Raw genomic sequence first — 22,050 nt, forward strand, 5'->3', positions numbered from 1 at the left:
CTGTGCTGCTCAGCATCGGTGACACCGGCCACATTGGGTACCCGTACCCGACCCCTAATCGGACCGGCCGACCCCAGCGTCAGACGTCGCGGCGCCGGAAGACGACAAAGGCGGCCGCGAGCACCACCGCCGCGAAACCGGCCAGCACGCCCAGGCCCTGCCAGGGTGTGAGCCCGTCGGGGTCCTGCACCACCGCGAGGATTTGCATCCCGGCCAGCGACGGCCACCACTTCGTCACCCACTCGGCGGCCGCCTGGGGCAGCAGCGACGAGAAGACCGGCACGGTCAGCATCACCACGATCACGATGGTCAGCGCGCCCGCCGTGGACCGGATCAGCGCACCCAGCGCCAGGCCGAGCAGCGCCGTCGCCCCGAGGTAGAGCCCGGTGCCGAGGACGGCGCGCAGCACACCCGCGTCGCCGAGCCCCGCCGAGGGTGCGTTCTGCCCGCTGATGATCGGCTGACCCAACAGGAAGGCGGCCAGCCCGGCCACCGCGCCCACGGTGAACGCCACCGAGGTCAGCATGACGGCCTTCGCGCCGAGCAGCCGGGAGCGCCACGGCACCCCGACCAGGCTGGGCCGGATCGTGCCGCTGGCGAACTCGCTGGTGATCACCAGGACGCCCAGTACGGCGACCGCGATCTGCGCCAGCAGGATCCCGGAGAGGCTGGTCAGCGTCGGGTCGAAGCCGGCCTGGTCCGCCGGTGCGGCGGTGCCGACCTCACGGCCGCGGCCGAAGCTGAACAGCGCGCCGAGGCCCACCATCAGCAGCACCAGCGACAGGGTCGTCCAGGCCAGCGAGCGCAGCGACCGGAACTTGACCCACTCGGAACGGACCGCGCCGGGGTACGTCGCCGTCATCGCACACCACCTTCGAACTCGAGGCTCTGCTCGGTCATCGCCATGAAAACCTGTTCCAGGGAGCTGCGCTGCGGCGTCAGCTCGGTCAGGATCACCTGCTGGGCGAGCGCCAGCCGGCCCACACCGTGCCCGTCGAGGCCGGACACCACGAGGCTGCCGTCGGGCTGCTCGGTCACGGTCGCACCCTCGGCGCGAAGCTTCGCCGCGAAGTGCGGATCGTCGGCCCGGACCACCAGGTCGCGGGGCACCGAGCCGGCCACGAACTCCTCCAGGGAGGTGTCCGCGATGAGCTTGCCGCGCCCGATCACCACCAGATGGTCGGCGGTCAGCTCCATCTCGCTCATCAGGTGGCTGGAGACGACCACGGTCCGGCCCTCCGCGGCGAGGCCGCGCATCAGGTTGCGGACCCAGGCGATGCCGCTCGGGTCGAGGCCGTTGATCGGCTCGTCGAGGACCAGGATCGCCGGGTCGCCGAGCAGCGCACCGGCGATGCCGAGCCGCTGGCTCATGCCCAGGGAGTAGGTGCCGGTGCGCTTGCCGGCCACCGAGGAGAGCCCGACCCGTTCCAGCACCTCGCCGGCCCGGCGGCGGGGCAGTCCGTTGCTCAGCGCCAGCGCCAGCAGATGGTCGTGACCGGTGCGGGCCGGGTGGGTGGCCCGTGCGTCGAGAAGGGCGCCGACCTCGCGCATCGGCGCCGGGAGGTCGGTGTAGCGCTTGCCGGCCACGAGTGCCGTACCGCTGGTGGGCCGCTGCAGGCCGAGGGTCATGAGCATGGTGGTGGTCTTCCCCGCGCCGTTCGGCCCCAGGAAACCGGTCACCAGCCCGGGCCGGAACGCACAGGTCAGATCATCCACCGCGGTGGTCGCACCGAAGCGCTTGGTGAGTCCGCGCAGTTCAATCATGCGGGCATCGTTTCGCGGCGACCTGCGGGCCTCCTCAGAGATTCTGTGAGTGCTCTGTGGGTTTCCCGGCGTCCGCCGACCACGGCAGGCAGAGCCGGAACGTGGCGCCGCCACCCGGCGTCGGTACCACCTCGACGCGGCCGCCGTGCGCTGTCACCAGCGACCGGACGATCGCCAGGCCCAGGCCGGCACCCGGCCCCGACCCGCGGGCCCGCGAGCCGTCGGCCCGATAGAAGCGCTCGAAGACCCGCTCGGCCGCCTCGCCGGACAGGCCCGGCCCGCTGTCGGCGATCTCGAGCACCGCCTCGTCACCCGCGCGGCCGACCCCGATCCGCACCGGCGCGGTGGCCGGGGTATGTGCGTGCACGTTACCCACCAGATTCACCACAACCTGACGGAGCCGCGCCTCGTCGCCGAGCACGAGCGCCTCACCGGGTGCCGCCGTCCCGGACAGGCCGGTGAGGCGAATCGGGCGGTCCCGGTCCAGCGAGAGCAGGTCGTGGCGGGCGTCGGCGGCCAGGGTCCGCAGGTCCATCGGTGCCATGTCGAGCACCGGGCCGGCGGCCGGCTCGTCCAGGCGGGCCAGCAGCAGCAGGTCCTCGACCAGAGCGGTGAGGCGGTCCGCCTCGGTGTCGATGCGCCGCATCGTGCGCCGCACGTCGTCCTGCGAGGGTGCGCCACCCATCAGGTGCAGCTCGGCGGAGCCCTTGATCCCGGACAGCGGTGTGCGCAACTCGTGGCTGACGTCGGCGACGAAGCGCCGCATCCGCTCCTCCGACGCGGCGCGGGCCGCGAACGACCGCTCGATCTGCGCCAGCATGCCGTTGAGGACCGCGGTCAGCCGCGCCACCTCGGTGTTCGGCGGCCCCGCGTGCGCGATGCGGTGGGCCAGGTCGCCGCCGGCGATCGCCGTCGCGGTCTCCTCGATCGCGCGCAACGGCCGCAGGCCCGCCCGGATCGCCACCCAGCCGACCGCGGCCAGCAGCGCCACCACGACCAGGCCGGTGACCGCGCAGAGCAGCCGCAACCGGCTGATCGTGGCGTCGATGGCGTCCAGCGAGGCGGCCACCACCACCACGCCGTCCCCGCCGCTGCGCGGCACCACCACGGCGCGCCACTGCGACCCGCCGGTGCCCTCGACCAGCAGGGCGGTGCCCGGCTCGGCACGCACCAGCTCCGCGGCGAACCGAGGCTCGGCACCGGCCACGCCGCTGTGCGCGGTCCGCACGACGGTGCCGCCGTCGTCGAGATAGGCGACCGCGATGGCGCTGATCAGGTCGAGGGCGCTGGTCAGGCTCTGGCCCGAGGCCGCTGTCGCCCGGTCCAGCACCGACGGATCGATGCGGGCCATCACCTGGGAGATCGGCTGGAGCTGGCGGTCCACCCGGTCGATCAGGTGGCGGCGCAGCGCGGCGGTGACCACCGCGTCGCTGACCGCGATCCCGGCGATCAGGAGCACCACGGTGATGGCCAGCAGCCGGGCCCGCAGCGAGTGCGGGATCACCGGCGGGGCCCGCGCAGCACGTAGCCGACGCCGTGCACGGTGTGTATCAGTTTCGGCTCGGCGGCGTCGATCTTGCGGCGCAGATAGCTGACATACGTGTCGACGATGCTGGTGTCGCCGGCGAAGTCGTAGCGCCACACCTCCTCGAGAATCTGCGGCCGGGCCACCACGTGCCCGGCGCGCGTCATCAGGTAGTGCAGCAGCTTGAACTCGGTCGGTGAGAGCCGGATCGCCCGGCCGGCCCGTTTCACCTCGCGGGCCGCGGGGTCCAGGGTCAGATCGGCGACCGCGAGGACCCCGTCGTTCGGCGCGCCGCTGGCCCGGCGCAGCACGGCCTGGATCCGGGCGATCAGCTCGGGGAGGTGGAACGGCTTGGTGATGTAGTCGTCGCCGCCCAGGGTCAGCCCGTTCACCTTGTCCTCGGGGGCGTCGCGAGCGCTGAGGAACAGCACCGGGACCGGCCGCGTGCCTCCGGAGGCGGCCCGCAGCTCGCGGATGACCTCGAAGCCGTCCATGCCGGGCAGCATCACGTCGAGCACGATGAGGTCGGGCGGGTCGTCCAGCGCCGCGGTGACCGCCTCCGCGCCGGTGGGCACCGCGGTGACGGCGAATCCGGCGAACCGCAGCGCGTCGGCGAGCAGGCCGCGCACAGTGTCCTCGTCGTCGACCACCAGCAGCCGGGGCGGCGTGTCCCAGACCGGGGTGGGCTGCACCGCGTCACCCCCGCTCGCTTGTGCTCTGCCCCGCGCCGGGCACCGTCTGCGGCACCGCGACCGGCACCGGCGCCGCGGTGACCGCCGGCAGCGGCGCCCGCGCGTCGGCCACCAGGCTACCGAGGACACCCGCGAGGCCACCACCGGCCGCACCGGCGAGCAGCGCCCACCAGACGCCGGCCGCCACGCGCAGATCCAGCACCGGCACGTCGAACACCAGCACCGCGACGCCCAGCCGCAGCGAGCCGGCACCGGCGACGGCCATCCCGGCGAACACCAGCGCCAGCGTCGTGCCGGCGATCAGGCCCCGCAGACCGGCGCGCTGCCATCGGCCGCTGCCGGGTCCGGGTGCCACCGCCAGCAGGACGGCACCGAGCAGGACAAAAGCGGTCAGGACCGCGAGACGTACGGCCACCGGCCCGGCCGCACCGCCGAGCAGCCACTCGTGCCCACCGGCGCCGGTGCGCAGCGGTTCCGACAGCGGTCCGCCGAGGACCGCGGGCGGCGGCGCGCCGAATGCCGCGAGGACGGCCGCCAGCACCGCGTTGACGCCGAACAGCACGGCCACACCAGCGACGGCCGGCCGCTGCGCCGCGACGAACGACGCCACCGCCAGCGCCACCGCGATCGGCACGAGCGGGCCGAGCAGCGCCACCCGCGCCACGACACGCCGCGCCGGCAGGAGTGTCAGCAGCACGCAGAACCCGATCAGGACGATCAGCGCCACCGAGCCGCCGAGCACCGTGGCGCCCGCGTCCGGGCGCAGCACCAGCACGGTCTCCCGCATCGTGCCGGTGTTGCCGACGGGCACGCTCACCCGTACCGTCGCCGCGCCCGCCGCCAGCACCGCGATCAGGGCCGCGCCCATCGCGCCGGCGGCACCGGCGGCGCGGAGAGCTAGGGAACGCATGGGGACCCGCACCGCGCCGGCGAACAGCACGCAGAACACCACCGCACCCGGCAGCGCCACACCGAGCGGCACGATCCCGACCGTACCGTGCACGACGGCCGGCACCTGGCCGGTGTCGAGCTGCCCGGCCATCGACGCCGGCCCGCCGACCGCCGCCGCCAGCACCGCGGCAACGAACGGCCAGGTCACCGGCGTACTCATCAGGCTCAGCGCGCAGGCCGCGAGCACGCCCATGACAGCAAAGGCCGTGAGCGGGGCCGCCGCTCCTCGAAGAATCTCCCGCACATTGTCCATCCGCAGACGGTCACCCGCCCGGCTGAGAGCACCGGAAGAGTTTCTGGGAGAACTCTCATGACAGCGGCGGATCCTTCGTTGTCAGCAGCTCGGGACGCGGTGGACGTCGGCGGAGAGCACCAGGCGGCGCAGCGGCGACGACTTGAGGTGGGCCGGCGGCGGGTGCTCCGGCCGGTCCGGATCCTCCTCCGGTGGCCTCGGACGAGGTGACGGCCCCACGTCGGCCAGCCACCGCGGCAGGTCACGGCGCCGGGTGATGCTGAGCTTGCGATAAACCCGGGTCAGGTGCTGCTCGACGGTGCTGACCGTAACGAAGAGGGTGCGCGCCACCTGCCGGTTGGTGAAGCCCCGGGCGGCCAGCACGGCCACCCGCCACTCGGCGTCGGTGAGGGCGTCCAGCCCGACCAGCGTCCGGGTGTCACCGGCCCGGTCGGTGTCCTCGGGTTCGGCGGACAGGCGGGCCCGCAAGATCGCGGCGCCGCAGCGCTCGATCAGCTCCGCGGCACGCTGCGCGGCGTCCGCGGCGGCGTCCACCTCACCGATCGCACCGAGTGCCCGCGCCAGTTCGATGGTCACCCCGGCGAGCTCCACCTGGTCGCCGCCGGCCGCGGCCAGCGCCGCCGCCTCGCTGAGCATCCCGGCCCGGCGCTCCGGTGCCTGCAGCCCGGCCCGCAACCGGCGGATCGCGGCAGCGGTGCGCCCGGAGCCCGCACCGGGCCGGCGTTCCTGCTCGTCGAGCAGGTCGACGGCCGCGTCCCGCTTGCCGAGTTCCAGATAGGCCCGGGCCGCGTCGATGCGCCAGGGCGCCAGCGTCGGCAGGTCGACCCCCCAGCGCAGCATCAGCGAACCGCACGTGAGGAACTCGCGCAGGGCCGCCTGGTGCCGGCCGGTGAGCAGGTAGTGCAGGCCCCGGGCGTGCCGGTAGTGCAGGCCGAAGCGGGTCTGGAACAGTCCGTCGGGCACCGGGTGGTGCAGCACCGCCTGCGCCGTCTCCTCGTCACCCATCAGCGCGGCCGCCTGCAACAGACAGGCCAGGGGTACGCCGATGCCCACCCCCCAGTTCTGCGCGGGCATCTGAGCGAACGCCCGCCGGACGTAGCGCACCGTCGCGGGCAGGTCACCGCGGCGCAGGGCGATCTGCGCCATCACCGCGTACAGCACGCCCTGCAGGTTCTGCACGGTGTCGTCCGAGGTCTCGGCGAGGAACCGCTCGCAGAGCTTCTCCGCCGTGTCGATGTGGTCGGCGTAGACGAGCGCGGCGATCACCGTCGCGGCCGGCTCGGCGATGCCCTCGTGCACGTGGTGCGTCGTCCAGATCTCCTCGGCGACCCGGATGCTCTCCTCGCCGGTCTCCGAGCGCAGCACACCGGCGAGCAGGTCGACGGCCTGCACCATCGGGTCGGCGGTGCTGCTGACGCCGGCCGGTACCGGCTCCACCGGCAGCACCACGCGCCGGTGCAGCTCCGGGTAGGAGGCGGCCAGCCACTGGCGGAAGATGTAGAGGTCGGTCTCCGCCTCGGCGCCGGCCGGCGGCTCCAGGGTGCCCAGGGCGGCCTCGGCCTCGGATATCCGGCCGCTGCGCAGCAGGTAGCGAATGACCGCGAGGGCCTGCGGCTGGTCCAGGGAGCCCTTTTTCAGGGCCGATCGCAGCGGCAGGATGTCACGCAGGGCCGCGACCGGGTCGTCGCGCCACTTGATGTCCGCGCGCTGCACCGCGAGCTCGTTGCGGACACCGTCGTCGTCGGCGCTGGCGTGCGCGAGCTCCAGGCACGCCACGGCCAGGGAGTTCTCGCCGGCGGCGATGGCGGCCTCGGCGGCCTCCTGCAGCGCCGCCGGTTCCCACTCCTCCCCGGCGCGGCCGGCGGCGAGCAGGTGCCGAGCGACCTCGAGCGGCGGCCGGCTCTCCTGATAGAGCGCGTGGGCGGCGCGCAGGTCCAGCTCGATGCGGGTGCCGTCGTCGAGCTCGCCGAGGATCGCGTCGCGGATCTGCGGGTGCCGCATGCTCAGGCCGTCGACCAGCCCGGACAGCCGCAACCGCCGCAGCGCCTGGTCGGTCGTCATGCCGTCGGCGCGCAGCATCCGGGCGAGCAGCGCGGGGTCTGGACGGTCGCCCAGCACCGCCAGGATCGCCGCCGCCTGCAGCAGGTCCGGTCCGCCGCGGTGCAGGCAGTGCAGGATCGCCTGGGCGTACGACTCACCCGGGACCGGGGTGTCACCGGGCACCGGCTCGGCGGCGAGGGCGTCGTCGATCAGCGCGTGCAGCAGCAGCGGGTTGCCGCCGCTCGCTCGGTAGTAGCCGGTCACGGCGGCGGGCGGCAGCGTACGCCCGAACCGGTCCAGCAACAGCTCGCCGACCCCCTGCTCGGAGAGGAATCCGAGCCGGATCGCGTGACAGTTCGGCTGGCGCAGCAGTTCGACGGGGAGCCGCGGCCGTTCGGAGCCGGGAGCGACGGAGCCGCCGACCAGCAGCACGATGCGCGTGTCGCGGACCCTGCGGGCGAGGTAGAGCAGGATGCCGGCGGAGGAGTCGTCGAGGTGCTGGTAGTCGTCGACGACAAGCAGCAGCGGCGTCCGTTCCGCCAGGCGGTTCAGCGCCGAGTGCACGCCCTGTGCGGTGAACCTGCCGGGTGGCGCCGGCGCGAGGCCGGCCGGCGGCACGCCGGTGCTCTCCACCAGCTGCCGCACCGCGCCGAACTCCAGCGCCTGTTCCTCTGGTGAGCACTGCGCGTGCAGCACCAGCATGCCGGCGGCACGGGCGGCGTCCGCCGCCTCCCAGAGCAGAGCGGTCTTGCCGGCGGCGACCAGGCCGCTGACCACCACCACGCTGCCGTGGCCACCGCCCGCGCCGGTCAACCGGCGCCGCACGTCCTCCAGTTCCGCGGACCTTTCTACGAGCATGTTCATCCGTTCCCCGTGTTTGTTCCACTGCGCCGCCGGACACCCCGTACCGGGTCGCCGGCCACCGGGGCCGGCGTTGTGTCCTACAGCCCGATGCCCTTGCCTATGATCTCCCGCTGTATCTCGCTGGTCCCCCCGTAGATGGTCGTGAGCAGTGACATCCGCAGATGTCGTTCCATGTCGAACTCGCCGGCGACTCCCGCGGCGCCCATCATCTGCACCCCTTCGAGGGCCACCCGCTTGGCGGTCTCGGTCACCTTCAGCTTCGCCATCGACGCCTGCCGCGGCGACAGCCGGTTGGCGTCGCGGCCGGCCTGCGAGGCGGCGTCGTAGACCAGCAGCCGGCAGCACTCCAGCTCGGTTGCCAGGTCGGCGAGACGGTGCCGCAGAGCCTGGAAGGTGCCGACCGGGCGGCCGAACTGCTCGCGCACCCGCACGTACTCGACGGTGTCGTCGAACGCCCGCCGGGCCAGCCCGAGGGCCAGCGCGGCGATGACGATGCGCTCGAAGGTCAGCCCGGCCATGATCTGCATCCACGCCTGGCCCTCGGCGCCGACCACCGCCGAGGCCGGTACGAAGCAGTCGCCGAAGTAGACGTCGTTGAGCTCGCGGCCGGCCAGCGACGGGATGCCGCTGATCCGCACACCCGGGTTGGTGGTCGCCACCTGGAACATGGTCAGCCCGGCGTGCGGCGTGGACTCCTCGCTGGTGCGGCAGAGCACCAGCAGGTGGTCGGCGAGGTGCGCGTTGGACGACCAGCTCTTCTGCCCGGTGATCAGGTAGCCGCCGGGCACCGGCCGCGCCCGGCAGACCGCCGCGCCGACGTCCGAGCCGGACCCTGGTTCGGACAGGGCGAGCGACTCGACGCGCCCGGCGGCGATCCCGGACAGGACCTCCTTCTTCTGCTCGTCGTTGCCGAACCGCAGGTACCAGGCACCGACGATCATCGAGGTGGGGAACGCACCGATCGGGGCCATGCCGTGATAGGCCGACTCCAGGAAGCAGCAGAGGTCAACCAGCCCGCCGCCGGAGCCGCCGTACTCCTCCGGTATGGCAACGCCGAGCCAGCCCAGCTCGGCCATCTTCGCGGCCACGGCCGGGTTGTGCACCTCGTCGGTGGAGCCCGCCCCGCGGTCACGCCGCATCGCGGTCTCCCGGCGGCAAAAGTCCTCGACGGCCAGCGTGAACTGCCGCTGGCCGTCGTCCAGTCCGTGAAACACAGCATCCCCCTGGGCCCGCGCGGCGGACCGGTCACCGTACCGGCGCCGGTACGCCGCGACCATGAGTCGTCACGCTTCCCGCAACGCCATCCGAACGAGGTCGTCGACGTCCATCTCGTCGAGGTCGCCCTCCGCACCGGTGGGCGGGACCTCGTCGCCCGTGGCCAGCCGGCGCAGCGGTTCCAGCAGCCCGGCCCGGTCCAGCCGGTCGAGCGGGATCGTGCTCAGCAGCCGCCGGACCTCGTCGTCCGGGTCGGCGTCGCCGAAGATCTCGGCGATCAGGTGCCGCGCCACCTCCCGTGGCGTCGGGTGGTCGAAGACCAGGGTGGTCGGCAGTGGCAGCCCGCTGGCGCGGCGCAGCCGGTTGCGCAGCTCCACCGCGGTGAGCGAGTCGAAGCCGAGGTCCTTAAAGGCCTGATCCGCGCCGATCCGGTCCGGGCCGGCGTGGCCCAGTGAGGCGGCGGCCTCGCGGAGCACGAACTCCAGGGCTCGCGTACCGCGCTCGGCCTCCGGCAGCGGCGTGAGCCTCGCCCGCAGCGCGCTCGCCTCGCCCTGCGCGCCGGCCTCAGCCGCCTGCTCCGCGTCCAGCAGGGCCCGGACCTCGGCGATGTCCTCGATCAGTGGACGGTGCCGGGCCATGGAGAAGCCCGGTACGAACGCCGACCAGTCCATGTTGCTGACGGTGACCGTCGGCTCGCCGGCCTCGACCGCCTGCCACAGTGCGGTGAGCGCCAGGTCCGGCTCCAGCGCCAGCAGCCCGCGCCGCCGGAAGTGCTGCTGGAAGTCGTCCCGGGCCGCCATGCCCGCACCGTGCCAGGCACCCCACGCGATGGCGGTCGCCGGGACACCACGGGCGCGCAGCCACTCGGCGTAGGAGTCGAGGAAGCTGTTGGCGGCGGAGTAGACGGCCTGCCGACCGCTGCCCCAGGTGGCCGAGATCGAGGAGAAGAGCACAAACGCGTCGAGGTCGTCCCCGGCCACCGCGTCGGCGAGGTGGACCGTACCGGAGACCTTGGCGTTCAGGACGTCGGTGAGGGCGAGCACGTCGGTCTCGGCGAACTCGGTCCAGTGGCCGACGCCCGCGGCGTGCACGACCGTACGGATCTGGTGCCCGGCGGCGCGGACCTTGCCGATGACCGCGTCGACGGCGGCCCGGTCGGCGAGATCGCAGCTCTCGACGGTGACGTCGGTGCCGAGGGCGGCCAGGTCGGCGCGCAGTTGCGCGACGCCGGGGGCCGCCGGGCCGCTGCGGCTGAGCAGTACCACGTGTTCGGCGCCCCGCTCGGCGAGCCGCCGGGCGACGCGGCCACCCAGCGCACCGGTGCCGCCGGTGATCACAGCGGTGCCGCGGACCTGCCAGGGCCGGTTCGAGGCGGCCGGCAGCGGTGCGCGGAGCAGGCGGCGGGCGAGCAAGCCGGAGGGGCGTACCGCCACCTGGTCCTCGGTACCGGCCAGCGCGGCCGCGAGCAGCTGCCGGGCGGCGGGCTCGGCGAGATCGGTGACGTCGGCCAGGCCGCCCCAGAGCCCGGGGTGCTCCAGGCCGATCACCCGACCGAGGCCCCAGACCGGCATCTGCTCCGGTGCGGTCGGCGGGTCGGTGGGACCGGTGCCGATCGCGCCGCTGGTCAGGCACCAGAGCGGGGCGGTGCTGCCGGCGCCGGCGAGGGCCTGGGCCAGCGCCACGGTCGCGGTCAGCCGTGCCGGTACGCTCGTCGACGCGTAAGCCCGATCCTCGTACGCCAGCAGCGAGACCACCCCGGCGAGCCCGTCCAGGCCGGCTCCGGCGAGCACGGAGTCGCGCCCGGCGGTGACGGTGTCCACGTCGAGCAGCCGGACGTCGGCTCCCGCTTCGGCCAGCGCCGACGGCACCGCGGTGTCCATCCCGGCGGGCCGCACCACGAGCCAGGTACCGGAGAGCGCGGCCGGCCCGGCCTCGGCCGGCCGCCACTGCACGCGGTACCGCCAGCTGTCGATGACCGCGTTCCGCTGCCGGCGCAGCCGCCAGTCCCGCAGACCGCCGAGCATGCCGGCGGCCGTCTCCGGTTCCATGCCGAGCAGGCTGCCGAGCCGGGTGTTGTCCCCGCTGTCGACCGCCGCCCAGAAGGCCGCGTCGCCGGTGTCGGCGGTCCGCGGCGGCGGGTCGATCCAGAAGCGGCGGCGCTGGAACGCGTACGTCGGGAGGTCGACCGGCACGGTGCGGAGACCCTCGAACACCGGACGCCAGTCGACCGGGAAGCCGCGGACGTGGGCCTGCGCGGCCGCGTACCGGAAACGGGCGGTGCCGCCCTCCTCACGCCGCAGCGTGTCCAGAACGATCGCGGGCGTGCCCGCGTCGTCGGCGATCTCCGTCACCGCGTTGGTGAGCACGGCGTGCGGGCTGATCTCGAGGAACGCGGTGTGACCGGCATCGATCAGGCTGCGGACGGCGCCGTCGAAGTTCACCATCTGCCGGGTGTTGCGCACCCAGTACTCGGCGTCGAGCCGCGTGGTGCCGATCGCCCGACCCTCCACAGTGGAGAAGTAGGGCACCCGGGAGGCCGTCGGGGTGAGGCCGTCCAGCTCCGCGAGCAGTTCCGCCCGGAACTCGTCGACCTGCGGCGAGTGGGCGGCGAAGTCGACACCGGGCAGCTGCCACCGCAGCGCTCCCTCGGCGGCCAGGCGCCCGCCGAACGCGGCGAGCGACTCCGGGTCGCCGGAGACGGTCACCGAGGCCGGGCCGTTGACCGCGGCGACCGCGATCCGGTCGCTCCAGGGTGCCAGCCACTCGCGGACCCGCTCCGGCTCGGCGAGCACCGACAGCATCGCGCCGTGTCCGGCCAGCCTGCTCCAGACCCGGCTGCGCACGGCCACCACCCGGGCGGCGTCGGACAGCGACAGACCGCCGGCCCAGTACGCCGCGGCCACCTCGCCGTTGGAGTGGCCGACCACCGCGCCGGCCTCAACGCCGACCGAGCGCCACAGCTCGGCGAGCGACACCATCATGGTGAACAGCACCGGCTGGGCAACGTCCACCCGGTCGGCGGGCGGTGCACCCGGCACGCCACGCAGCACGTCCAGCAGGTCGTAGTCGAGGTGCGGGCGCAGGGCCTCCGCGCACCGCCGCACGGCGTCGCGGAACACCGGCGACTCGTCCAGCAGGCCGGCCGCCATGCCGGGCCACTGCGAGCCCTGGCCGGGGAAGACGAACACCGGCTCGCCGGCGCCCTCCACCGCGCCCTGGACCAGCCAGGGACGGGTCTCGCCGGCGGCGAGCGCGGCGAGACCGTCGAGGAGCTGGTCACGGTCGGCGGGGAGGATGACAGCCCGGTGCGAGAGGTCGGCGCGGGTACCGGCCGACGCGGCGGCGACGTCGACCGGCCGGTCCGCGGTGCGGTCGAGCAGGTGGTCACGCCATCGCCCGGCCTGCGCGCGCAGGGCCTCCTCACCGGCGCCGGAGATCAGCACCGGAAGTGGGGAGCACGCGTTCGCATCCGGGAGTGGAGCGCCTGAGGCCGTCACTGCCGGAGCCGGCGGCGCCTCCTCGATGATCACGTGTGCGTTGGTGCCGCTGATGCCGAACCCGGAGACGCCGGCCCGCCGCACCCGCTCCCCCGCCGGCCACGGCACCGGCTCGGTGAGCAGGCGCATCGCGCCGGAGGACCAGTCGATGTGCGGGGACGGCTCGTCGACGTGCAGGGTGGCGGGCAGGGTCTCGTGCCGCATCGCCAGGATCAGCTTGATCACCGAGCCGATGCCCGCCGCCGCCTGGGTGTGCCCGATGTTGGACTTCAGCGACCCCAGCCAGAGCGGGCGGTCCGCCGGCCGGTCCGCGCCGTACGTCGCGAGCAGCGCCTGCGCCTCGATCGGGTCACCGAGCTCGGTGCCGGTGCCGTGCGCGTCGACCACGTCGACCTGGTCGGCCGTCAGCCGGGCGCTGCGCAGCGCCTGCCGGATCACCCGCTGCTGAGCGAGGCCGTTCGGCGCGCTCAGCCCGTTGCTGCCGCCGTCCTGGTTGACGGCCGAGCCGCGCAGCACCGCGAGGACCGGGTGCCCGAGGCGGTGGGCGTCGGAGAGCCGCTCGACCACCACGACGCCGGCGCCCTCACCCCAGTTCGTCCCGTCGGCGCCCGCGGCGAACGCCCGGCACCGCCCGCCGGGTGACAGCGCCCGCTGTCGGCTGAGCTCGACGAACGCGCCCGGTGACGCGAGCACGGCGACGCCGCCGACCAGCGCCAGCGAGCACTCGTCGTGGCGCAGCGCCTGCGCGGCCAGGTGCAGGGCGACCAGCGACGCCGAGCACGCGGTGTCGATGGTGATCGCCGGGCCCTCCAGCCCGAGCGTGTAGGAGATCCGCCCGGACGCCACGCTCGTGGTGTTGCCGGTGAGCAGGTGTCCCTCGACGCTCTCCACCCCGTCGGTGAGCCGGGGGCTGTAGTCCTGGCTGATTACACCGAGGTAGACGCCGGTGTCGCTCCCCCGCAGCGACACCGGATCGATTCTGGCCCGTTCGATCGCCTCCCAGGAGGTCTCCAGCAGCAGCCGTTGCTGCGGGTCCATGGCGGTGGCCTCGCGCGGCGAGATGCCGAAGAAGGCCGCGTCGAACTCGTCGGCTTCGCTGATGAAGGCGCCCTCGCGCACGTAGCTCTTGCCGGAGGCCGACGCGTCGGCGTCGAACAGGTTGGCCAGGTCCCAGCCGCGGTTGGTGGGGAAGGCGCCCATCGTGTCGGTTCCGGAGTCCAGCACCCGCCACAGGTCCTCGGGTGCGGCGACGCCGCCGGAGAACCGGCACGCCATCGAGACGATGGCGATCGGCTCGTGCTCGCGGGCCTCCAGGGCGCTGAGCCGGTCGCGGGCCGCCCGCAGGTCGGCGGTGGCCCGCTTGAGGTAGTCGCGCAGCTTCTCCTCGTTCGTGGTCATGCGTCATCGCTTCCGTAACAGGGTGACGCCGTCGGCGAACGGCAGCAGGGTGAGATCAACCCGCGGGTCGTCGCGCAGGGCGGCGTTGAGCTCGCGGATGGCCACGGTGTCGGTGTCCTGCGCGTCGGGGTCGACGACCCGGCCGAAGAACAGCGTGTTGTCCAGCACGATCAGGCCTCCGGGCCGGATCAGGCGCAGCGCGGCGGCGTAGTAGGCCGGGTAACCGGCCTTGTCGGCGTCGATGAAGGCCAGGTCGAAGGAGCCGGGCCCGTCCTCGGCCAGGAGCGCCGCGAGGGTGTCGCGAGCGTCGCCGATGCGCACGTCGATCCGGTCGCGGACACCGGCACGCTCCCAGTAGGGCTCGCCGATGCCCGGCCATTTCGCGGCGATGTCCATCGTCACCACCCGCCCGCGGGGCGGCAGGGCGCGGGCCATCGCCAGTGTGCTGTAGCCGGTGAAGGTGCCGATGTCGAGGACCTGCCGGGCGCCGGTGATCCCGACCAGCAGGGCGAGGAACTGGCCCTCCTCCGGCAGCAGCTGCAGGGCGGCGGCGAACGGCAGCCCGGCGGTCTCCTCGCGCAGGCCGGCGAGGATCTCGTCCTCACGCAGCGAGCAGGAGCGGATGTAGTCGAGCAGGGTGGGCGTGGTGGCGATCTGGCCGGCCATCGGTCACACCCTCCCGAGGGCGAAGCCGGGCGCGGTGAGCCGCAGCGTCGACGGGAGCGGCTGGATCCGCGGTTCGAGGTGCAGGTGGCGGATGCCGTCGGTGCCGGTGCTGCCGAGCTCCGCGAGGCAGGGGCACGGCGTCTCGGTGAAACCGGCGAACCCGTACGCGATCTCCATCATCCGATTGCGCTCGGTCCTGCGGAAATCGGCCGCGAGATGCACACCGGCCGCCGCCGCCTCGTTGCCGAGCCAGCCGAGCAGAGCGCTGCCGACACCGAAGGAGACCACCCGGCAGGAGGTGGCCAGCAGCTTGAGCCGCCACACCGAGGCGTGCCGGCGCAACAGCAGGATGCCCACCGCACCGTGCGGGCCGAAACGGTCGGTCAGGGTGACCACAAGAACCTCGTGATCGGGGTCGGTGAGCAGGCCGCGCAGGGTGGCGTCGGAGTAGTGCACGCCGGTGGCGTTCATCTGGCTGGTGCGCAGCGTGAGCTCCTCGACCCGGGAGATCTCCTCGTCGCCGGCCCGCCCGATCCGCAGGTCCAGCTCGAGGGTGCGCAGGAAGTCCTCGTCCGGCCCGGTGTGGTCGGCGCGGTGCGCCTCGCGCACGAAGCTCGCCTGGTACATCAGGCGGCGGTTGCGCGCGTCCACGGTGACCGTCGCCGGGCTGAACTCGGCGAGCCCGAGCAGGCCGGCGACGTCCTCGGCGGGGTAGCAGCGGACCTCCGGCAGGTGGTAGGCCACCTCGGCGCGCTCGGCCGGCTGGTCGTCGATGAATGCGAGGGTGCCGGTGGCGAAGTTGAGCCGCTCGGCGATCGCCCGGACGGCGGCCGACTTGGTGCCCCAGCCGATCTGCGGGTGCACGAAGTAGTCGGCCACGCCCAGCTCGGTGAGGCGCTCCCAGGCCGGGTCGTGGTCGTTCTTGCTGGCCACCGACTGCAGGATGCCGCGCGCGTCGAGTTGCTCGATCACCGTGCGGACCGGTGCGGCCAGCTCGGTGCCGCCGCCCTCCAGCAGGGTGCCTTTCCACAGCGTGTTGTCCAGGTCCCAGACCAGGCACTTGACGAGGCCGGGAGCGGGCGTGGCAGCGTCACTCACAGCGCCTCACACCTTCGGCGTGGCGAGTCGCCCGACCAGGGAGGTCATCGCGTCCACCGTCCGGAAGTTGTCCAGGACCAGGTCCGGGCCGGTGATGGTGACGTCGAAGGACTTCTCCAGGTGGACCACGAGCTCCATGGCGAACAGCGAGGAGACCGCGCCGGAGCGGAACAGATCGGTGCCGGGCTCCCAGCGCCGCTTGGTGCGCTCCTCCAGGAAGGCGAGCAGATCCGCCTCGACGGCGGTCCGATCGCCGGCCTGCCCCGTTGACGTTGTCACGATAGTGGCTCCCCGTAGTCGTAGAACCCACGACCGCTCTTGCGGCCGTGCTGCCCCGCAGCGACCTTGTCGAGCAGCAGGTCACAGGGGCGGCAGGACTCGTCGCCGGTGCGCTCGTGCAGCACCCGCAGCGAGTCCACGAGGTTGTCCAGGCCGATCAGGTCGGCGGTCCGCAGCGGGCCGGTCGGATGGCCGAGGCACCCGTGCATGAGGGTGTCCACGTCGTCCGGCGTGGCGGTGCCGTCCTGCACCACCCGCGCCGCGGTGTTGATCATCGGGTGGAGCACCCGGCTGGTGACGAAGCCCGGGGCGTCGCGGACGACGACCGCTTCGCGGCCCAGCCCGGCCAGCAGGGCCCGCACGGCCGCCAGGGCGGGTTCGCCGGTCCGCGGGCCGCGGATCACCTCGACGGTGCGGATCAGGTAGGCCGGGTTCATGAAGTGGGTGCCGATCAGCGCGGCGGGCCGCTCCACCACTCCGGCGAGCTCGTCCACCGGGATCGACGAGGTGTTGGTGACCAGTACCGCGTCGGCGGCCACCAGCGTCGAGACCTCGGCCAGCACCTTCGCCTTGACGGCGGCGTCCTCGGTGACGGCCTCGATCACCGTGTCCGCACCGTGCGCGCCGGTGAGGTCACCGGCCAGCCGCAGCCCCCCGGCGATGGCCCCGTCGGGCAGCGCGCCCAGCATCCGCGCCATCCGGGTCTGCTGCTCGATCCGGCCGGCCGCGGCGGCACGCCGCCGCGGGTCCACGTCGACGAGCAGGACCGCGTGGCCCCGGGCGGTGAGCAGAGAGGTGATGCTCGTACCCATGACGCCGGCGCCGAGCACGACGATTGGCTGGCTTCCCACCGTGACCTCCGCATTGCGGTGCGTGAATCGATCAAATATCACGGAGAGTGATATTAAGAGTCGATTGCCGTGAAGCACGATTGATGGTTCCGACTATTGACCGGGACGGCAACCCCTACTGCCGCGCGCGCATCCCCTACGCTGGTACGAACCGGGCAGGTTTTTAATGTCCACGAAGGACCGTTAACCTTCTGGAAACACGCCCGGAACGATCCCCGCGGCACCTCTCACCGAGGACACGCGCAGTGACCGTCAACGTGACGGACGTCTCACCGCTCCTCTTTCTTCTCCAGGAGTCCGGTCGCCATGTCGACGACCCCGCCGGGCGCCGGCGCGTTGACGAAGACGGCGACGAGAACGGCGGTCAGCGTCAGGATCACGGCGGCCCACATCGACGCGCGGGCGTACCCGTGGGTCACGGCGTCGAGCGCGATCGAGGGGCCGCCACCGTGCGCCTTCAGGAAGGCCGTGGTGGCGCTCGCCGCGATCGTGTTGAGCAGGGCGGTGCCGATCGACGCGCCGACCTGCTGCGCGGTGTTCACGGCGGCGGAGGCGATGCCGGCGTCCTGCTCGCGCACGCCGCCCGTGGCGGTCGCCACCGCGGGGCCGAACGCGCTGCCGAGACCGAGACCGATCAGGATCTGCACCGGCAGGAGCAGTCCGAGGTACGAGCTGTGCGGGGTCACCCGGGTCATCAGCAGCAGCGCCACCGTGGCGGAGATGATCGCCGGCACCATGATGAGGCGCGGCGGCACCTTGGGCGCGATGCCGTTGCCGACCAGGATGGCCGCGACGATGTTGGCGACCGTCAGCGGCAGCAGCGCCACACCGGTGCGCAGCGGCGAATATCCCATGACGATCTGGAACTGATAGGTCAGGAACAGGAAGACCGCGAACAGGCCGACCGAGGCCAGGGCGACGGAGGCGTAGGCGGTCGCGCGGTTGCGGTCGGCAAAGATCCGCAGCGGGAGCAGCGGCGTGCGGACCCGGCCCTGCAGCAGGACGAACGCCACGATCAGCAGGCACGCGGCGACCAGCGGCACGGTGACCCGGCTGCCGCCCCAGCCGTGCTCGCCGGCTTCGGTGAAGCCGTAGACCAGGGCCACCACTCCCCCGCAGCCGGTGATCGCGCTGACCACGTCGACGCGCACGTCCGGGCGGGCCACCGGGTTGGGCAGCGTGACGGCGGCACCGGCGGCGACGACCAGGGCGATCGGCACGTTGACGAACATGCACCACCGCCAGTCCAGGTAGCTGGTGATGATGCCGCCGCCGACGAGGCCGAGCAGGCCGCCCGCGACCAGCACCGCGGAGTAGACGCCGATGGCGCGCGAGCGCTCGGCCCGGTCGGTGAAGATCGTGTTGATCAGCGCCAGCGTCGAGGGTGCGAGCAGCGCCGCGAACACGCCCTGGGCGATGCGGGCGCTGATCAGGGTGGTCCCGTCCTGGGCCAGGCCACCCGCGATCGAGGCGACCACAAAGCCGAGGACCCCGGTCATCAGGGTGATCTTGCGCCCGTACCGGTCGGCGATGCGGCCGCCGAGCAGCAGCAGGCCGCCGAACGCGACGGTGTAGCCGGTGATGATCCACTGTCGGTCCACGTCGGAGACGCCCAGGTCGTGCTGGGCCGACGGCAGCGCGATCGTCACGACGTTGGTGTCCAGCGCGATCATCAGCTGGGCCAGCGCGATGAACACCAGCGCCCACCATCGGCGCGGGTACTTGTCGAGGATGTCGGGCCTGGTCAGGCCCGCTGAAGGGCTCCGGGATTCGGTCATGGCGCGCTGCTCCTGTGGCGGACTCCGAGGATTACCTACCGGTCGGCAGGTTGACGATCGCCACGATAATTGATTACCTACCGACCGGCAAGCAATGGATCGCCTATGCTTCACACGAGGGGAGAGTGGACATGGCGGGGCGCCGGACCGACACACGCGAGCGGATCCTCCGGGTCGCGCTGGAGCTGTTCGCGGAGCAGGGTTACGACCGCACCTCGCTGCGCCAGATCTCCGACCGGCTGCAGATCACCAAGGCCTCGCTCTACTACCACTTCCAGAGCAAGGAGGAGATCCTCGAGGCGATCCTCGGTGAGTTCGCCGAGCGGCTGACCAACGTGGTCGCCTGGGGCCGCGGCCGGCCACCCGGCCCGGAGACCCGGCATGAGCTGCTGCGCCGCTACAGCGAGATCATCACCGAGGCGGCGAGCATCACCCAGAGCAACGCGTTCCAGGAGTTCGCGGTCGCCACCCAGATCCGGACCGATGTGCTCGCCCTGCTCGAGCTGCTCACCGGCCCGGATGCGACCACCGCGGGCCGGTTGCGCGCCCAGCTCGCCATCGCCGCGCTGCACATCGGGCTGACACCGGGCGGGCTCACCCCGATGCCGACCGACGACCCCGAGCTACCCAAGATCGCACTGGACCTGGCCGCCCAGCTGGTCGAGGGCGAATAAGCCCCAGGGCGAGTAAGGGCGAGGGCGAGTAAGGGTCAGCCGGCCACCGGCCGGCGCACACCGAGCGCGTCCAGCACCGCGGCCGCCACGTCCTCCACCCGGTCCCCGAGGTAGAAGTGCCCACCCGGGAACACCCGCAGGTCGAAAGGCCCGTCCGTGACGGCGTCCCAGGTTCCCGCCTCGGCGACGCTGACCTTGGGGTCCCGGTCGCCGATCAGCGACACCACCGGGCAGGACAGGCGCGGCTCGGGGTCGTAACGGTACGACGCGATCGCCCGGTAGTCCGCCCGGATAGCCGGCATCATCATCTGCCGGACGTCCTCGTCCTCGAGCAGCGCCGCCGCCGACGCGCTGAGCTCCAGCTCGGCCAGCAGCTGGCGGTCGTCGAGGACCCGCCCGGAGAGCCGGTCCGGCAGCGACGGCGACCGGCGGCCGGAGGCGAACAGGGTGACGACGGGCGCACCGTCGCGGTGCTGCATGCGGCGGGCGACCTCGAACCCGACAGTGGCGCCCATGCTGTGCCCGAACAGGGCGAGCGGGCGGTCCGACCAGTGCGCCAGGGCCGCACCGGCCTCCTCGGCGAGCGCGAGCATGCTGTCCAGCGACGGATCGGCATAGCGATCGAGCCGGCCCGGGTACTGCATGCCCAGCACCTCGACGTGTGGCGCGAGCGCCTCGGCGAAGGGGAAGAAGAAGCTCGCCGAGCCGCCGGCGTGTGCGAAACACGCCAGCCGTATCGCGGCGCCCGGCTGCGGGCTGAAGCAGCGGACCCAGCTCTCGTGATCAACCATCCGTCTCTCCTGATTCGGTCGGGTCCTCGCGCAGCCGGCTGCTGAGCAGCTTGGCCACCTCGTGCGGGGACGGGTAGTCGTAGACCATCGTGGGCTCCAGTTCCCGCCCCACCAGGACCTGCAGCCGGTTGCGCATCTCGATCGCCATCAGCGAGGTGAAGCCCATCTCGAGCAATTCGCCGTGCACGTCGATCCGGTCCGGGGCGAGGCCCAGGACCGCGGCCGCCTCGGCGACGACGGCGGTGAGCACGACGTCGTACCACCGCTCGGCGGGCTCGCCGGCGAGCAGCTCCGGCAGCGTCCGTACCGGCTCGGGCGGCGGCTCGGGCACCGTTCCGGGCTGGGACACCGGACCGATGGCAGTGGCGTCCGCCGGGTCGAGCCAGAGGTGCAGGCGTTCGAAGGGGTAGGTGGGCAGCTCGGCGGGTGCGGCGCCGGGCTGGATCCGGGCCCAGTCGACCGGCACTCCGGCGGTCCACATCTGGCCCAGCGCGAGGAGCAGCCCGGTGATCCCATCCCGGTCCCGGCGCTGCACCGCGACCGCCTCGCCCTCTTCGATCATCGCGGTGAGCGCGGCGTCCGGGCCCACCTCCACCAGCAGCACATCCCCCGCCGCCACCAACGCATCAGCGAACCGCACCGGCTGCCGGACCTGCCGCACCCAATAGGCCGGATCGGTCAGATCCGCACCCACCTCCACCGTGGAGACGATCGGGATCCGCGGCTCGGCGAACGTCAGCCCCGCAACCACCTGAGCGAAGTCGTCCAGCATCGGCTCCATCAACACCGAGTGGAACGCATGGCTCACCGTCAACTCCCGGCCTCGCATTCCGGCAGCGACCGCGCGCACCTCGTCGGCGATGCCGGAGATCACCACCGACTGCGGGCCGTTGACCGCCGCGATCGACACCCCAGGCGTCAACAGCGGCGCCACATCAGCCTCGGACGCGCGGACCGCGACCATCGCCCCACCAGCCGGCAGCGCCTGCATCAACCGGGCGCGGTGCGTGACCAGGGTGGCAGCGTCGGCGAGGGACAGGATCCCGGCCACATGCGCGGCGGCGATCTCCCCCACCGAGTGGCCGATCAGCACGCGAGGACGCACACCGAGGTCCTCCAGGACCCGAAACAGCGCCACCTCCACCGCGAACAGGGCCGGCTGCGCAACACCGGTCGCCTGCAACGCCACCTCGTCATCACCGAAGATCACCGCACCGACCTGCGGATCCAAGACTCCGGTGACCTCGTCGAACGCCGCCCGGAACACCGGCAGCCGCGCATAGAGATCACGCGCCATACCCAGCCACTGCGAACCCTGCCCCGAGAACAGCGCCGCCATCGACGGGTCGGTACGCACCCGGCGCGTACCCGCCAACTCCGCCCCCGATCCGGCCCACAGCACGGTCCGCCGTTCGAAAGCGGTACGCGACCGCAGCGCCGCGCCCACCGCGTCCGGCGCGGCCTCCAGCCCTCGGGCCCGCGCGAGCAGCGCCTGCACCGCGGTGGCCGTACGGGCCGACACCGGCCACACCACCGGAATGCCCTCGACACCCGGCTCCGCCACCGGTGCGGCGGCCGGGGCCTCCTCCACGATCACGTGGGCGTTGGTGCCGGAGATACCGAACGACGACACCCCGGCCCGGCGCGGACGGCCGTTACGCGACCACTCCACCGGCGACGTCAACAGCTCAACAGCACCCGACGACCAATCGAC

16 protein-coding genes are annotated in these 22,050 nt (G+C 73.0%); 1 reads left to right on the top strand and 15 read right to left on the bottom strand.

All coding sequences use genetic code 11. The features are described from left to right. Nucleotides 1-79: 79 nt before the first annotated feature. The 13 genes from ACFQV6_RS23330 to ACFQV6_RS23390 form a co-directional block, all read right to left on the bottom strand. Complete coding sequence (locus ACFQV6_RS23330) at nucleotides 80-862, bottom strand: ABC transporter permease (protein ID WP_378029672.1); 783 nt, start codon at nucleotides 860-862, stop codon at nucleotides 80-82. Beyond that, entirely contained in the window at nucleotides 859-1,764 is a 906-nt protein-coding gene (locus ACFQV6_RS23335) for an ABC transporter ATP-binding protein (protein ID WP_378029673.1), read from the bottom strand. Before ACFQV6_RS23335 ends, ACFQV6_RS23330 begins: the two co-directional genes overlap by 4 nt. Nucleotides 1,765-1,798: 34 nt before the next feature. Then, on the bottom strand, nucleotides 1,799-3,268 hold the full coding sequence (locus ACFQV6_RS23340) for an ATP-binding protein (RefSeq protein WP_378029674.1): 1,470 nt from the start codon (nucleotides 3,266-3,268) through the stop codon (nucleotides 1,799-1,801). Next, a complete protein-coding gene (locus tag ACFQV6_RS23345; RefSeq protein WP_378029675.1) occupies nucleotides 3,265-3,981 on the bottom strand; it encodes a response regulator transcription factor in 717 nt (238 codons plus the stop codon). The genes ACFQV6_RS23340 and ACFQV6_RS23345 overlap by 4 nt, the downstream gene beginning before the upstream one ends. 4 nt (nucleotides 3,982-3,985) lie before the next feature. Beyond that, on the bottom strand, nucleotides 3,986-5,185 hold the full coding sequence (locus tag ACFQV6_RS23350) for a hypothetical protein (protein WP_378029676.1): 1,200 nt from the start codon (nucleotides 5,183-5,185) through the stop codon (nucleotides 3,986-3,988). Nucleotides 5,186-5,266: 81 nt separating this feature from the next. After that, complete coding sequence (locus ACFQV6_RS23355) at nucleotides 5,267-8,089, bottom strand: AAA family ATPase (protein ID WP_378029677.1); 2,823 nt, start codon at nucleotides 8,087-8,089, stop codon at nucleotides 5,267-5,269. Between the two features lie 77 nt (nucleotides 8,090-8,166). Next, nucleotides 8,167-9,303, bottom strand: coding sequence for an acyl-CoA dehydrogenase family protein (locus ACFQV6_RS23360; protein WP_378029678.1), 1,137 nt, complete (start codon nucleotides 9,301-9,303; stop codon nucleotides 8,167-8,169). A 69-nt stretch (nucleotides 9,304-9,372) separates the two neighbouring features. Further along, entirely contained in the window at nucleotides 9,373-14,199 is a 4,827-nt protein-coding gene (locus tag ACFQV6_RS23365; protein WP_378029679.1) for a type I polyketide synthase, read from the bottom strand. A gap of 3 nt (nucleotides 14,200-14,202) precedes the next feature. Further along, nucleotides 14,203-14,865: a class I SAM-dependent methyltransferase gene (locus ACFQV6_RS23370; RefSeq protein WP_378029680.1), complete on the bottom strand. Its 663-nt coding sequence runs from the start codon at nucleotides 14,863-14,865 to the stop codon at nucleotides 14,203-14,205. A 3-nt stretch (nucleotides 14,866-14,868) separates the two neighbouring features. Then, nucleotides 14,869-15,963 carry an HAD-IIIC family phosphatase gene (locus ACFQV6_RS23375; RefSeq protein WP_378029681.1) on the bottom strand — a complete coding sequence of 365 codons (1,095 nt, stop codon included), beginning with the start codon at nucleotides 15,961-15,963 and terminating at the stop codon, nucleotides 14,869-14,871. A 6-nt stretch (nucleotides 15,964-15,969) separates the two neighbouring features. Further along, a complete protein-coding gene (locus ACFQV6_RS23380; protein WP_378029682.1) occupies nucleotides 15,970-16,242 on the bottom strand; it encodes an acyl carrier protein in 273 nt (90 codons plus the stop codon). After that, entirely contained in the window at nucleotides 16,239-17,093 is an 855-nt protein-coding gene (locus tag ACFQV6_RS23385) for a 3-hydroxyacyl-CoA dehydrogenase family protein (RefSeq protein ID WP_378029683.1), read from the bottom strand. Before ACFQV6_RS23385 ends, ACFQV6_RS23380 begins: the two co-directional genes overlap by 4 nt. A 269-nt stretch (nucleotides 17,094-17,362) precedes the next feature. After that, entirely contained in the window at nucleotides 17,363-18,871 is a 1,509-nt protein-coding gene (locus ACFQV6_RS23390) for an MFS transporter (RefSeq protein ID WP_378029684.1), read from the bottom strand. A 131-nt stretch (nucleotides 18,872-19,002) separates the two neighbouring features. Here ACFQV6_RS23390 and ACFQV6_RS23395 point away from each other — a divergent pair, with 131 nt between their 5' ends. After that, entirely contained in the window at nucleotides 19,003-19,545 is a 543-nt protein-coding gene (locus tag ACFQV6_RS23395; RefSeq protein WP_378029685.1) for a TetR/AcrR family transcriptional regulator, read from the top strand. A gap of 35 nt (nucleotides 19,546-19,580) precedes the next feature. On the opposite strand, the gene ACFQV6_RS23400 is transcribed toward ACFQV6_RS23395, so the two are convergent. Both ACFQV6_RS23400 and ACFQV6_RS23405 read right to left on the bottom strand, forming a co-directional pair. Then, entirely contained in the window at nucleotides 19,581-20,336 is a 756-nt protein-coding gene (locus ACFQV6_RS23400) for a thioesterase II family protein (RefSeq protein ID WP_378029686.1), read from the bottom strand. Further along, nucleotides 20,329-22,050 (bottom strand): acyltransferase domain-containing protein (locus ACFQV6_RS23405; protein ID WP_378029687.1); only part of this gene is annotated, 1,722 nt, incomplete at its 5' end. The genes ACFQV6_RS23405 and ACFQV6_RS23400, both read right to left, overlap by 8 nt.

The organism is Actinoplanes sp. GCM10030250 (genome assembly GCF_042666575.1).
Taxonomy (GTDB): Bacteria; Actinomycetota; Actinomycetes; order Mycobacteriales; family Micromonosporaceae; genus Actinoplanes.

Coding starts and splice junctions, on each gene's coding strand:
- ACFQV6_RS23330 (WP_378029672.1), bottom strand. CDS start 862: ATGACGGCGACGTACCCCGGCGCGGTCCGTTCCGAGTGGGTCAAGTTC.
- ACFQV6_RS23335 (WP_378029673.1), bottom strand. CDS start 1,764: ATGATTGAACTGCGCGGACTCACCAAGCGCTTCGGTGCGACCACCGCG.
- ACFQV6_RS23350 (WP_378029676.1), bottom strand. CDS start 5,185: ATGGACAATGTGCGGGAGATTCTTCGAGGAGCGGCGGCCCCGCTCACG.
- ACFQV6_RS23355 (WP_378029677.1), bottom strand. CDS start 8,089: ATGAACATGCTCGTAGAAAGGTCCGCGGAACTGGAGGACGTGCGGCGC.
- ACFQV6_RS23365 (WP_378029679.1), bottom strand. CDS start 14,199: ATGACCACGAACGAGGAGAAGCTGCGCGACTACCTCAAGCGGGCCACC.
- ACFQV6_RS23370 (WP_378029680.1), bottom strand. CDS start 14,865: ATGGCCGGCCAGATCGCCACCACGCCCACCCTGCTCGACTACATCCGC.
- ACFQV6_RS23390 (WP_378029684.1), bottom strand. CDS start 18,871: ATGACCGAATCCCGGAGCCCTTCAGCGGGCCTGACCAGGCCCGACATC.
- ACFQV6_RS23395 (WP_378029685.1), top strand. CDS start 19,003: ATGGCGGGGCGCCGGACCGACACACGCGAGCGGATCCTCCGGGTCGCG.
- ACFQV6_RS23400 (WP_378029686.1), bottom strand. CDS start 20,336: ATGGTTGATCACGAGAGCTGGGTCCGCTGCTTCAGCCCGCAGCCGGGC.